This window comes from Bacillus sp. KICET-3, assembly GCF_033261025.1.
GTDB lineage: Bacteria > Bacillota > Bacilli > Bacillales > Bacillaceae > Bacillus > Bacillus sonorensis.
Genome location: NZ_CP137345.1, coordinates 2,802,981 through 2,816,037, shown reverse-complemented (window position 1 = coordinate 2,816,037; position 13,057 = coordinate 2,802,981). Strand labels below are relative to the sequence as shown.

16 protein-coding genes are annotated in these 13,057 nt (G+C 45.3%); 12 read left to right on the top strand and 4 right to left on the bottom strand.

The window, feature by feature from the left end; all coding sequences use genetic code 11:
- Positions 1 to 52 precede the first annotated feature (52 nt).
- The 5 genes from R5H20_RS14475 to R5H20_RS14455 all read left to right on the top strand — a co-directional run bounded on the left by R5H20_RS14475 (position 53) and on the right by R5H20_RS14455 (position 4,283).
- Positions 53 to 766, top strand: coding sequence for a response regulator transcription factor (locus tag R5H20_RS14475; RefSeq protein WP_006636542.1), 714 nt, complete (start codon positions 53 to 55; stop codon positions 764 to 766).
- Complete coding sequence (locus R5H20_RS14470; protein WP_006636541.1) at positions 756 to 1,790, top strand: sensor histidine kinase; 1,035 nt, start codon at positions 756 to 758, stop codon at positions 1,788 to 1,790. Before R5H20_RS14475 ends, R5H20_RS14470 begins: the two co-directional genes overlap by 11 nt.
- Before the next feature lie 78 nt (positions 1,791 to 1,868).
- Positions 1,869 to 2,789, top strand: a complete 921-nt coding sequence (gene bcrA, locus R5H20_RS14465) for a bacitracin resistance ABC transporter ATP-binding subunit BcrA (RefSeq protein ID WP_081605345.1) — start codon at positions 1,869 to 1,871, stop codon at positions 2,787 to 2,789.
- Between the two features lie 40 nt (positions 2,790 to 2,829).
- Complete coding sequence (gene bcrB, locus R5H20_RS14460; protein WP_236835540.1) at positions 2,830 to 3,516, top strand: bacitracin resistance ABC transporter permease subunit BcrB; 687 nt, start codon at positions 2,830 to 2,832, stop codon at positions 3,514 to 3,516.
- 155 nt (positions 3,517 to 3,671) lie between these two features.
- On the top strand, positions 3,672 to 4,283 hold the full coding sequence (locus R5H20_RS14455) for an undecaprenyl-diphosphatase (protein WP_006636538.1): 612 nt from the start codon (positions 3,672 to 3,674) through the stop codon (positions 4,281 to 4,283).
- A 62-nt stretch (positions 4,284 to 4,345) separates the two neighbouring features.
- Here R5H20_RS14455 and R5H20_RS14450 read toward each other — a convergent pair whose 3' ends face one another.
- On the bottom strand, positions 4,346 to 4,480 hold the full coding sequence (locus R5H20_RS14450; RefSeq protein WP_255130980.1) for a hypothetical protein: 135 nt from the start codon (positions 4,478 to 4,480) through the stop codon (positions 4,346 to 4,348).
- Between the two features lie 12 nt (positions 4,481 to 4,492).
- Complete coding sequence (locus tag R5H20_RS14445) at positions 4,493 to 4,660, bottom strand: hypothetical protein (RefSeq protein ID WP_186819964.1); 168 nt, start codon at positions 4,658 to 4,660, stop codon at positions 4,493 to 4,495.
- A 334-nt stretch (positions 4,661 to 4,994) separates the two neighbouring features.
- Between R5H20_RS14445 and R5H20_RS14440 the strand changes: the two genes are divergently transcribed.
- The 5 genes from R5H20_RS14440 (at position 4,995) to R5H20_RS14420 (ending at position 8,877) form a co-directional block, all read left to right on the top strand.
- Positions 4,995 to 5,483 (top strand): hypothetical protein, encoded by a 489-nt coding sequence (locus R5H20_RS14440; protein ID WP_006636537.1) that lies wholly within the window; start codon positions 4,995 to 4,997, stop codon positions 5,481 to 5,483.
- A 115-nt stretch (positions 5,484 to 5,598) separates the two neighbouring features.
- Entirely contained in the window at positions 5,599 to 6,261 is a 663-nt protein-coding gene (locus R5H20_RS14435; protein ID WP_040347864.1) for an ATP-binding cassette domain-containing protein, read from the top strand.
- On the top strand, positions 6,239 to 7,204 hold the full coding sequence (locus R5H20_RS14430; RefSeq protein ID WP_006636535.1) for an ABC transporter permease: 966 nt from the start codon (positions 6,239 to 6,241) through the stop codon (positions 7,202 to 7,204). Before R5H20_RS14435 ends, R5H20_RS14430 begins: the two co-directional genes overlap by 23 nt.
- Positions 7,205 to 7,500: 296 nt before the next feature.
- Positions 7,501 to 8,460 carry a type I pantothenate kinase gene (gene coaA / locus R5H20_RS14425; protein WP_006636534.1) on the top strand — a complete coding sequence of 320 codons (960 nt, stop codon included), beginning with the start codon at positions 7,501 to 7,503 and terminating at the stop codon, positions 8,458 to 8,460.
- 24 nt (positions 8,461 to 8,484) lie between these two features.
- Positions 8,485 to 8,877 (top strand): VOC family protein, encoded by a 393-nt coding sequence (locus R5H20_RS14420; protein WP_006636533.1) that lies wholly within the window; start codon positions 8,485 to 8,487, stop codon positions 8,875 to 8,877.
- A 61-nt stretch (positions 8,878 to 8,938) separates the two neighbouring features.
- On the opposite strand, the gene R5H20_RS14415 is transcribed toward R5H20_RS14420, so the two are convergent.
- Together R5H20_RS14415 and R5H20_RS14410 are read right to left on the bottom strand one after the other, a co-directional pair.
- Complete coding sequence (locus R5H20_RS14415) at positions 8,939 to 10,171, bottom strand: MDR family MFS transporter (RefSeq protein WP_006636532.1); 1,233 nt, start codon at positions 10,169 to 10,171, stop codon at positions 8,939 to 8,941.
- A gap of 137 nt (positions 10,172 to 10,308) precedes the next feature.
- Positions 10,309 to 10,518 (bottom strand): YqzH family protein, encoded by a 210-nt coding sequence (locus R5H20_RS14410; RefSeq protein WP_006636531.1) that lies wholly within the window; start codon positions 10,516 to 10,518, stop codon positions 10,309 to 10,311.
- Between the two features lie 585 nt (positions 10,519 to 11,103).
- Between R5H20_RS14410 and R5H20_RS14405 the strand changes: the two genes are divergently transcribed.
- Complete coding sequence (locus tag R5H20_RS14405) at positions 11,104 to 11,550, top strand: DUF6376 family protein (RefSeq protein WP_006636529.1); 447 nt, start codon at positions 11,104 to 11,106, stop codon at positions 11,548 to 11,550.
- Between the two features lie 236 nt (positions 11,551 to 11,786).
- Positions 11,787 to 13,052, top strand: a complete 1,266-nt coding sequence (locus R5H20_RS14400) for a Y-family DNA polymerase (RefSeq protein ID WP_029418306.1) — start codon at positions 11,787 to 11,789, stop codon at positions 13,050 to 13,052.
- The last annotated feature ends 5 nt before the right edge of the window (positions 13,053 to 13,057 follow it).

The following is a 13,057-nucleotide window of genomic DNA, read 5'->3' as shown; positions in this document are numbered from 1 at the left end:
CAAATTCCAGATAGGACTTGTGAGAAATCAAAACATTAAAGCGGGTGAAACGATGGAAGCCATTCGAGTGCTCATAGCTGATGATGAAAAAGAAATCAGAGATTTGCTGAAAACATATTTAGAAAGAGAGCGGTATGAGGTGGATGTGGCAGTAGATGGAGAGGACGCCCTTCGATTATTTGAAAAAAATCATTATCACCTGATTATATTGGATTTAATGATGCCCAGGATCGATGGGATGGAGGTATGCAGAAGAATAAGGAATCATACGAACGTTCCGATACTGATGCTGACCGCAAAGGACCTTGAAGGCGACAAGGTTTTAGGTCTGACAATGGGAGCTGATGATTATATTACAAAGCCTTTCAGCATAAATGAAGTGCTCGCGCGAATCAAAGCCCTGCTGAGGCGTTTCTTAATACTGGGGAGCGAAGCCGGCAAGAATGAACGAGCGCTGATTACATTCAAAGGATTAACCATTGATCTGAAAACATATACGGTCACGGCAGGGGGGCGGGAAGTCGCACTGACGGCGAAGGAATTTGAACTGCTGAAATTCTTCGTCTCCCACCCGGGGCAGGTGTTTACGAAGACGCAGCTGTTTCGGAACGTGTGGGGCGATCAATACATAGAAGATGATAATACCGTGATGGTTCACATCAGAAAGCTCAGAAAAAAAATCGAGGCCGATCCGTCGAATCCGCAATTGATTCAGACCGTATGGGGAATCGGCTATAAGTTTGCAGGTGAGAAAGATGCTGAATGATAAAAAAACGCTGCTTCTCATCCTGCAGCTTGCAGCGATTGCCGGGCTTTTATTCATCCATGTCAATGCCGGATCTTTAGGGACGTTCAGTATCATATTGTATATAGTGCTGTTTGGAATAACAGCTGTGTTGTTTATCACAAGGCTTCGTTTTATCAGCGATCTGCAGCTGATTGATACCGAGCTGAAACGCGTGGCGGGCGGGAATTTACGAAGACGGCTGCTTGCCAAAGATGACCGGTTGTTCAATGACATCATTTTTTCGATTAATGAATTGATTGAACAGCTCGAAAAAGTCCAAATCAACGCCGCACAATCAGAAGCGGCGAGAAAAAGGCTGTTATCCAACATCTCCCATGATATCCGGACGCCGCTTACATCGATCATCGGCTATATTGATGCTTTAAAAGACGGGGTCGCTTCTTCAGAACAAGAAAAACAGGAATACCTCCACATTCTTTCGAAAAAGTCCAGCGGCTTGAAGCAATTGATCGATGAAATCTTTAACATGGCAAAGCTTGATGCGAATGAAATTCCGCTCAATATCGAGTCTTTTGATTTTGCCGAGCTTGTCAGGGAGACGCTGATTGCCTTTTTGCCTGAGCTCAAAAAACACCATATTGAATTGCACGCTCAGATTCCCGATCAACAATGTTTGATCATGGCGGACCGGTTGAGCCTGGTTCGAGTGATCGAGAATCTCGTCAGAAACGGTGTTCATTACGGGAAAAAAGGAAAGGTGCTGGGAATCGAGCTGACAGAGACTGAGCGCGAATATCAGCTTCTGATTTGGGATCAGGGACCGGGTATTCCGGAAAGCGATATTGAACATGTGTTTGAAAGAATGTATCGAAGAGACCGGTCAAGAAAACTTGATGAAGGCAGCGGCTTAGGCCTTGCCATTGCCAAATCCCTCGTCGAAAAAAATCACGGAAGCATTTGGGCGGAAAGCATTCCTTGGGAAAAAACGACGTTTGGTTTTTCGCTTCCTAAACAAAAACATCTTCATTCATTTAAGAAATAATTAAGAAATCGTTAAGAAGGATTTAAATCCTTCTGTTTAAGATGTAGCTATAAGGTTAGGTGAAAGCGAGTGAACCAGTTGAGCACAATTATTAAAACGACGAACCTCACGAAAATGTACGGGACGCAAAAATCTGTAGACCACCTTAATATTCATGTCAAACAAGGAGATATATACGGCTTCTTGGGGCGCAACGGCGCCGGCAAAACAACGACGATCAGGATGCTGCTGGGATTGATCAAACCTACCCATGGGCAAATTGAGATATTTGGAGAAAACTTTTTCAAGAATAAAAAAGAGATTTTAAGGAGAATCGGCTCCATTGTCGAAGTCCCGGGGTTTTATGCAAATCTGACGGCGATGGAAAATCTCTTGATCAACGCGAAAATCATAGGCATTCACAAAAAAAATGCAATTGATGAAGTGCTGGAAATCGTCGGTCTGCAACATGAAACGAAAAAGCTCGTCGGCAAGTATTCCCTGGGAATGAAACAAAGGTTGGGGATTGCAAGAGCCCTGCTCCACTATCCGGAGCTGTTGATATTGGACGAACCGACAAACGGCTTGGACCCTATCGGCATCAAGGAGATGAGAAATCTCATCCATTCCCTTGCCAAGGAAAGAAACATTACCATCTTTATATCGAGCCACATTTTGTCGGAAATCGAGCAGCTCGTCGATCATGTTGGAATCATTCATGAGGGAAAGCTGCTTGAAGAAATCCCGTTCAGCCATCTTAGGGAAAGAAACCGCAAATATCTTGAGTTTCAGCTATCAGATCAAAATAAAGCGGCCGTTCTGATGGAACAGCATTTTGATATTCATGACTACGAAGTTTACCAGGACGGCATCATCCGGGTATATTCCCATCTGGGCCAGCAGGGAAAACTCAACAAAATGTTTGTGGAAAACGGTATCGATGTATTGAAAATTACGATGAGCGAAGACAGTCTTGAGGACTATTTCGTGAAATTGATAGGGGGCGGGACGATTGGTTAATCTGCTATACACGGAAATGCTGAAGCTTAAACGTTCACAGATGTTTCTCGTCAGCATCTTGGGAGCGGCGGCAGCCCCTTTCATCTGCTTCATATCGTCTTTGGCCAAGAAAGCCAAGTACCCTGATGTTCCCATTCGGTTCAGCGAGACCTTTTCCGACACAAACCTTTATATTGTGCTGCTGATCGGGGTCCCTTTATACGGCGTGATTACCTCGTATTTATTCAATCGGGAATATGCGGAAAGCACGCTGAAAAATTTATTAACGATTCCCGTCTCAAGAATCAGCCTGATTGTCAGCAAACTGGTTCTGCTGTTTATATGGATCGTCATGCTGACTTTGATCGCTTGGGTGCTGACCTTTTTATTCGGCTTGGTCGGACAGTTTGAAGGCTTGAGCTCAAAGGTTTTAGCAGAAGGGTTTACACAATTTTTAATAGGGGGAGTTCTTCTCTTTTTGCTTGTCACTCCTATTATTTTTGTCACGCTTCTGTTTAAGAACTACGTTCCCACTATTATATTCACGATCATTATTTCAATGGTGAGCGTTATGGTTTACGGGACGGAATACAGCGCTTTGTTCCCATGGTCGGCGGTATGGGTGATCGCTTCCGGAACGTTCTTTCCCGAGTATCCGCCGGAATATTCTTTCATCAGTGTTTTCGCTGCAACTGTTCTTGGGTTAATCGCGACCATCACTTACTTTAAGAAGATCGATATTCATTGACAGGGTGCCTGAGGAATTTGCAATGATTTGCAAATTTCTCTTCAAACCCGGCCGTGATGTCTTCGGATTTACATATAAACCGAATGCCGCCAGGCCCTTTTGTGCAATTTCGATGGATGTTTTTTCTATAAAAGTTTAAAAAAGGAGAATGTAAAATGTCTTTTTCGGAGTTAAATATTGATATTTTTCGTGCGATCAATGATTTAGGAAAAGAGTATACGATGTTCAACCCGGTTGTTCACTTTTTGGCCGAATATATGATATATGTTCTGGCGCTGGGGCTTTTAGTATATTGGTTTACGAGAACCACCAAAAACAGATTGATGGTCATTTATGCTGTGATATCTTTCGTGATTGCCAGAGTTCTCGGAAAAATCGCCGGCTCTCTTTATTCCAACTACCAGCCTTTTGCCGAGCTTCCCCATGTCAACAAACTGATTGAACATGAAATTGACAATTCGTTTCCGAGCGACCATACGATCCTGTTTTTTTCAATCGGTTTTCTAATCTTCCTGTTTCATAAAAAAACGGGATGGCTGTGGCTTGTGCTCGCGCTTGCTGTCGGGATTTCCCGCATTTGGGCAGGCGTTCACTATCCTTTTGACGTTGCGGCCGGAGCCCTGCTGGGAATGTTGACAGCTCTGTTCGTATTCTGGACGGCGCCGAAACTGTCATTTATCAATAAATTGCTCGCTTTTTATGAAAAGGGAGAACAGCGGATCCTTCCTTCCAAGCATAAATCAGACGACAAATCGAAAAACTTTTAAGTATCAGGGCTGCCCCAGTTGCTCAGGCAGCCTTTTCTTTTGTGGGCGGGCGCCACGCCGATTTAGCTTTCCTCTATATAGAGCTTAGCGATAAGCGCATCACATGAAGCGGCCAATCTGAAATCCTCTTCACCCTCCTGATCGAAGAAATAGACAGGCGGATTTTCTTCCACATCTCTGTAGTCAAGAGCGATCATGTATGCCCGTCCCTATGGAGGAGAATTAAGGCCGCGCGGCAGCTCCCACTCTTCAATCAAATCAGCGCTTTCCAGAGTTCCTTCTTCTCTCCCTATCCCCAGCAGATAGTCATCGTCTTTTGCCCAGGGTGTCGGCCGGTCATCGGAAAGGTACGGGTCTTCACTTTCGGTTTTCCACACTTTCTCTTATCATTACTTGTAAATCATCCCCATTATAAAGCGTCAGATTTTTTGGAATATACTTGTTTAAATGATATTTTTGAAAAAAATGGTAATGGAAAAACAAGAAAGTTAAATTGATAATAAGGGAAAATATGTTATAATATCAAAAAAAGAAAAGGAGGTTATAATTTCCAATAGTCAATGATAAAATGGTCTGATCTGCTAGGAGTTTATCTTTCAATTGATTACAATAAGAGCACGCGACCTTAAACCGTTTGTTTATATAGGCACAGGCTTATGGATACAAGCTTAGACATACATAAAAACAATATTGCAATACGGGGGGATCCAAATGAAAAAAGCTATTTTAGGATTTTCTTTGTCGGCCGCGCTCCTCATTCCAGCCTCATTTGCCGCGGCTGCAGAAGGCGCCCGGCCGACAGATGAACAGAAGGCGCTTCTTGAGGCCAAAACAGAATATGTTCAATCGCTTCCCGAGCAAATGAACATCAAAAGCGGTTTTACCGCTTATTCGGGGAAAAGGCTGACGGTCAAAAGAGGCAGTTTTCTCGCCTGGTCAAAAGATTATATAGACTGGTATTACAACGGCAAAAAAATCTCGAGCAGCAGCGGCTCGCAAGATGTGGGCTTCATCTTTCCCAACATCGTCAAAGCGAAAGGGATTAAAAGGTATTATAAATCTTCGGGCCTTCATAAATGGAGAGCCAAAAAAACGCACAGCATCGGGACCGTTACGCCATGGGGAGATGTCGTGCTCACAAGCACCACCTACACAGACAGAAAATGGGTCAATAAAAAAGGAAAATACGGAAGCGATTAAGCTGAAATAGGCAAATCAGATACAACGCTGCCAATGGACTATTTTGAAAATACTGGCAGCGTTGTATAATTGAAAATGCTGACATTATATCCTGAGATGAGAAAGGATTTTGCAAGTGATTACCATTCATAATTTAACAAAAACTTATAGAAAGAAGACGGTTTTCGACGGCTTGAATATGAAGATCGAAAAAAATAAAATCAACTTCCTGATGGGCGATAACGGCGCCGGAAAAACGACTTTGCTGAAATGCCTCCTGAACCTGGAGCCATTTCAAGGCGAAATCCTGTACGATAAAGAGCCTCTTGCAGCCGTCCGCCACAAAATCCATGTCATTTACGACGACTCTCCATTTTATCTCAACCTGACAGGATATCAAAACATCAACATCTTATTAAACAAACCTGTTGAAAAAGCAGAATTAGCCCAGGCATCCAAGAAGTTTCTCAGTTCCGAAGTGCTGAAAAAAAAGGTGAAGACATACTCATACGGTCAAAGGAAAAAGCTCAGCTTCATGCTTGCCGTTTTAAACAAACCTGAGTACTTATTTCTGGATGAAATATCCAACGGGCTTGATTATCGTTCGATGATGGAGCTTCAGGATATCGTAAAAAGCTGGGCAAATGAAATGACTGTTGTGGCTTGCGGCCACCATTTTGAATTTTACTCTGCAATTGTCGATCAATTATTTGTGCTGAAAGACGGTTCGGCTTTGCATGTGGACAATTATCAGACGAATGGAGCGGGATTAGGCGATGTTTATAAAGAATATTTATAGCATGTTGCAGAAAGAGCTTGCTTATCAATACTATGCAAAAATATTCTTGATTTTAGTCATCCCGCTGTTATTGGTTTCTTCAGGATACATATATGTTCAGTATCAAAATACGCAAAACGGCTATCAGCAGTTTTTAAAGACGAAAGCAGAATATGAAAAACTCGGAATCGATGTCAAAAAGGCATTGGAATCGCCTGTGAAAGTAACAGAAGGGGCTTTAAAGAGCAAGGATGGGGACGGGGAGATCGTGGAAAATATTTTACGGTATGATTATGAGCAGCTCATCCTTTCCGTTCATCTGATACAGCCAAAACAAACGGTCATCACCACAATGGAGTGGATGGGCTTCATTGCCTTTCCGTTGGCTTTTACGCTTTATGCCATTTATATATCCACATATGATATCAGATTCAAGACGGTGAAAGTGAAGGCGGCCAAGCGCGACTGGAAGGCTGTCCTGCTTGCCAAGCAATGTTCGGTCTACATCGTCATGTTTTTAGCCTCGGCGGCCGTTTTATGCGTCTCCTATTTAGCCGGTTTGATTTTTTACGCGCTGGCGGCAAAAACGGTACCGGTCGATCAGTTCGCGGTTTCGGCCCCTTCTAAAGGGAATATTCTGATTCAATTCATTGTCTTACTTGCGGTGAGCTTTGTTTTTGCGACGATCGGATTTTATTTAGGTATTCTGTTCAGAAGTTTTATCGCGCCGGCTTTGCTTTATATTATTTACGCCCTGCTGGTTCCCGTTCTCGGCAAATTTGATTTGAAAAATCTGCTGTCCAATCTGGGGCATGAGGTGTTCAATTTCAACGGCAGTTTCAAGCTGTTTACGCCTGAGAAAGTGGACACCATTCCGATCATGTTTATTCTGCTCCTGTTTTTCGCCCTGTTTTCGGCCGTCGCCTACTATGCGGCCCACAGGCAAAGCAAGTATGTCGTATAAACGGCTGTTTTTAAAAGAGTGCGGGCGCGCACTCTTTTTCTTTGGAAATTTGCCGGTTCATCATGTTTTCGGGAAAAGCGTGAACATTGAAAGCCGTTTTCAGCGATGAACGCCTCGATATTCGCCACATCGGCAGCAAGCCCGGGACATGTCCGCATGTTTCAATCATGTGCAAACATCAAAAATCTTGATCTCTCGTAAACATTCAAAAAATTCTATATAATATAATGGCGGTTTGGAATAGATTACAAAAAAATTAGTCAGATAGCATATGAACAGAGGGACAGGTGAGAAATGTGGCGAATCAAGATTTGAATTTACAAACGTTATATACGAGTCACACCCGTGACGCCTGGGCGAATCTGGGCGGGCATATGACAGTCCGGATCACCGAAGAGGAAGCGAAGGAGCTTGAAGGTTTGAACGACTATTTGTCCTTGGAGGAAGTCGAAACGATTTACGTTCCGCTGGCGCGGCTCCTTTACTTGCACAGGACTACCCAATATCAGCGCAATATCCAGGTGAACGGTTTTTTGAATCATCCCCATGCAGCCAAAATTCCGTTTATCATCGGGATTGCCGGAAGCGTGGCTGTCGGAAAAAGCACGACGGCGAGGATCATTCAGACGGTGCTGTCCCGCTTGCAGGAACACATGAACGTCAGCCTGATTACAACGGACGGCTTCCTTTATCCGAATGCCGTTCTGATGGAAAAAAACATCATGTCGAGGAAAGGCTTTCCCGAAAGCTATGATGTCAAGGCGCTGCTTGAGTTTTTAAACGACTTAAAATCAGGAAAAGAAACCGTCAAAGCGCCGGTCTATTCCCATTTAACGTACGATCGGCTGGAAGGCGTTTATGAAACCGTCGAGCGGGCTGATATTGTCATCATTGAAGGAGTGAATGTGCTGCAGACCCCTACGATTGAAGATGACCGGACAAAGCCGCGCGTGTTCGTGTCCGATTTTTTTGATTTTTCGATTTATGTGGATGCCGAGGAAGACCTCATTATCAAATGGTATCTTGAGCGCTTCCGGATGCTCAGGGAGACGGCATTTCAAGATCCGACTTCGTATTTTCATAAATTCAAGGATCTGACGGATGCTGAAGCCGATTACATGGCGAAATCGATATGGGAGACGGTCAACCGCCCGAATCTGTATGAAAACATTTTGCCTACGAAATACCGTTCAGATTTAATCCTGAAAAAAGGGAAGGATCACAAAGTTGAAGAGATTTTAGTCAGACGGGTATAGGCTCGGACATGAGAGGGGTTGCGTATGATTCATCATATTGAACTGTATGTATCACATATAGAAAAATCGAAGCGCTTTTGGGGATGGTTTCTCGGAGAACTCGGCTATGAGGTTTATCAGCAATGGGAACGCGGCATCAGCTGGAAAGCGGGCGGCGCTTACCTCGTCCTTGTCCAGGCGGAAGAGCGCTTTTTAGAAGCCGGCTATCATCGATGCCGGGTCGGTTTAAACCATCTCGCCTTTCAAGCGGCATCAAGGGCACAGGTAGACGAAATGGCAGAGCAGCTGGTCGAACGGGGCTACCGTCTCCTCTATGAAGACAGGCATCCGTTTGCGGGCGGAAGCGGACATTATGCGCTCTATGCGGAAGATCCCGACCGTATCAAGGTGGAGCTTGTGGCGCCCGACGTGCGCTGACCATTAATACGGAAGTCCTCTGCCGAATCTGAACGGAAGGGGGCGCATCCCTTCCGCTCTTTTAATGGTTCAATGTGTTTTCTGAATGTATGTTCGCTTTTTGCGCTTCCATCACTCTAAAGGCCGCAATGAGGAAAGGTACTCCGCAAAGGGTCGCGAGGGCAAGACTGGAAAAGATGAAAAAAGGCTTTTCTGCTCCGAAAGCATCCAGCAGCATGCCGCCTGCCCATGGACCGATGACGCTTCCGAGCTGGGTAAAGCCCATCGCCCCGAAATAAGTCCCTTTGAGCTCAGGGCGTGCAATGTGGTCGATCAATATATCCATCATGGAAAATAACAAAACTTCTCCAATTGTAAACAATACAACAATCAAGATAATCAATAAGAGATCATGGAAAAACGAGAGACTGAACAGGCTTATGCTGATCAAAACATTTCCCGCGATCAGCGACAAAACCGGTGAAAACCGTTTGGCGATATGGACGATCGGGTACTGGGTGACCAGCACGACCACGGCATTTAATGTCAGCATCATCCCGAATAGCTTTGTCCCATCTTCCATAAAAGGACTTGCCGACATGTACTGGGCAATCGTCGATGTGAAGTGGGAGTAGCCGAACAGACAAATCATCGAGCCGATCAGCGTGATCGAAAACACCCGGTCTGTTCTTGTTACCTGCAGGGCATCTTTCACTCTAATGCGCCTATTCGTCTCCGTTACCGGCACGATGCGGTTTCTAAATTGAAGCGCCAGCACCGCTCCGTAAATCAAATAAATAAAAGCCGCAATAACAAACGGCAGCGTTGTTTTGGAAGAGCCGAGGTACAGACCTAATAGCGGTCCGAAGACGACGCCGAGATTGATCGCCGTATATCTGAGGTTGAAGACAAAGAGGCGCGTCTCGGGTTTTGATACATCCGAAAGCAGCGCTCTTGAAGTCGGCTCAAAAAGAGCGCGGCACAATCCGTTTAAGGCATTCATCAAAAAGAAGGTCCAGACTCGGTCGGCGAGTGCAAAACCGGCAAACACAAGCACCCACCCAAAAATTGAGAGCAGCATGATCTTTTTCCGGCCGAACCGGTCTGATAAATACCCTCCATAAAAGCTCGCCGCAATTCCAATCAGGGAGCTCGCCGCGATCACAGCCCCCGCAAAAGCGGCGGAGGCCCCTTTGACCTGTGTTAAATAAATTGCTAAAAAAGGAATGCTCATCGTGGTTCCCATCCGCCCGAAAATCGTTCCGACAATAATGGTCCAGCTGAGCGGGTGGATATTCTGCCATTTTTGTTTCATGATAAACTCTCCAGACAATCATGTTTTATTGTATTATCATACCTGAAACAGATGGTGGTGAATAGAGAATTTTCCGAATCTAGGGGAGTGGGGGAAGCTTCCTGTTGCAGGAAGCTGCGGGAAAAGAATGAAGCAAATTATGAAAACAAGCCTTGATTTGTGACATAATCATAGATGACATCCTCAATATGAGCGTGCAGCCCCTCGTCCGGCTCTTCAATCCGCCTTTCTTTCAAAGCCAGCTTCAAGATTTGTTTTTCATGGGGGCTGAGGGGATCGATTGCGACATTTCGGCCGTATTGTCTGAGCGCCTGTCCCAGCATTTTTTCAATCAGTTTCTCATCCATTTGTCTTCTCCTTCAGGAGCGGTTTTCTTTTATCTTACTAAGAAAAAACACTGTTCTCAAGCGGACTTTTGCTCTGAAGCTTAAGCCTGTTGTGAATGTTCGCATAGTTGATTAAATAAAATCGACAAAAGAGCCGGAATGCGTGCTGGAATATTAACCTCGCCGTCTTCTTTTCCAATTTTTGCGTCCAGACCGCTTCTTTCGTAAGCCGGCCGGCAGAAATTTGACTGGATAAGCGCGGTGCTTTAAAATAAAAGCAATAAAAGTGAATACTCCAAAGGGGAGTAGCTGTCACAGTAAAGTCGTCATTACGGGATGTCTTAAATCCTCGGCTTTGCTGGCAATCTGATTGTTAGCGAGACCTTTGCCAAATCTGATTTGGTGAAGGTCTTTTTGTTTATCAACTTCACCAAATCGGTGGAGTTTTTTCATTTTTATCAAAAGGGAAAGGAGACTGACGATGTCCAAGCTAAAAAAATGGCTGAAGCGTGAATTGGTGAAGAAAGGTCTGCCTTTGGCGAAAGAAAGATTAATTCCGATTTTGAAAGAAAAAATGAAAAAGAAACGATAAGGAGGCAAACCGTGATGAAAAGGATTTTTACAGTTCTTGCCGGAATCGGCCTTTTGGGTGCGGGTGGATGCGGAATGCTTGATCAGGTGAATGACGGATTGAACTATACAAATGAAGCGGCCGGCTACATCCAAAAAGTGAAAACTTTTGCGGAGGAGGCGCCTTCCCTGGCTGAACAGGCTGTAAATGATGCGGATGCAAAAAAAAAGCTGGAAACACAGCTTGAATCTATTCAGCAGGCTGCGGCCGGCTTTAATGAATTAACCCCGCCCGATGCCGCAGCCCAGATTCATCAGACAATCGAGAAGCACAATGAAACACTGCAAAAAAGCGCCGAGGATGTTTTGCAAAGTGTTGAGGAAGGAAAATTCACAGTTGAGAAGCTGCAGCAGTCAGAATTGGTGCAAAGCGCTCAGCAGATCAGTGATGTAATGGGCCAGATTGAAAAATTGACCGAATAGAAAAAAAGCATCCCGGTTTGGGATGCTTTTCTCATGTTCAAAAACCGCAGCCGGGGACTTTCCGGGACTGCAATACGCGGCGCTGCCTAAGAATGGCAGGCCGTCATTGCATCATGAAATGTTTCAAAGGGAAGATTTTCTTTGGATAAATTTACACCTAGAAATCGAACGTATATTCGCAGTATAGTATTCATACACTAATCGTGCGAACGTCAGTTCTTTTTCTGGAGGATGAGATGATGGATTACAGTCAATATCCGGCGCGGTCGATTTTGTGCGTCGATATGCGGAGTTTTTATGCGAGCTGTGCCGCCGTTTTGCTTGGTCTTGATCCAATGACTTGTTTGCTGGCGGTGGTCGGAAACACAGAGCGGCAGGGAAGCATCGTTCTGGCCGCTTCTCCTGCTCTCAAAAGAGAGTTCGGTGTTCAAACAGGGACAAGGCTGTTTCAGCTTCCCGATGATCCGCGCATTCATTTGGTCAATCCCAAAATGGCGGTATTTGTCCGTGTGTCAAAAGAGCTGACCCGGCTGTTCGGCCGTTATGTGCCCCATGATGCCGTCCATACATACAGCATCGATGAGAGCTTCATTCAAGTGGACGGCGTTGAAAGCATGTGGGGGGACGCGCAAACGATCGCCATGAAAATACAAGACGACATGAAAAGAGAGTTCGGCCTGCCCTGCACCGTCGGAATCGGTCCAAACATGCTGCTGGCAAAGCTCTGCCTTGATCTTGAAGCGAAAAAAGCAGAAGGCGGAATTGCCGTTTGGGATTATCAGGATGTGAAGGCGAAGCTTTGGCCGTTGTCTCCTCTGCGGCGAATGTGGGGGATCGGCTCCAGGCTGGAAAGAACGTTAAACCGCATGGGGATTTTTACAGTCGGCCAGCTGGCGCAGTATGATCTCAAACGGCTTGAGAAAAGGTTTGGCCTGATGGGAAATCAGCTTTACTACCATGCATGGGGCATTGATCTTTCAGCGATCGGAGCGCCGATCATGAGCGGGCAGATCAGCTTTGGAAAAAGTCAGATTCTGCTTCGCGATTATCCGGATCCGAATGAGGTCAAGTGCGTCATCCTTGAAATGTGCGAAGAGGTTGCCAAAAGGGCCCGTGATCACCGGCAGGCGGGCCGGACCGTCAGCCTTGGGATTGAATACAGCCGTGATGAGCTTGGCGGAGGGTTTTACCGGTCGAAAACGATGGAAGCTCCTTCAAATATCACCCTCGATCTTTATCACACATGCCTTGCATTGTTTGATCGCTTTTATGAAGGGAAAACGGTTCGGAAAATTTCCGTCTCCCTATCGAATATTCAGGATGACATCCATATGCAGCTCGACCTTTTTCAGCCGGATCAGGAAAAAAAGCGAATGCTCGGGTATGTGATGGATGGCATCAGGGAACGGCATGGTTCAACAGCGCTTCTGCGGGCCGTTTCCTATACAAACGCCGGAACCGCCCGTCTGCGGTCAAAGCTTGTCGGCGGACATCGGGCATAGAAAGG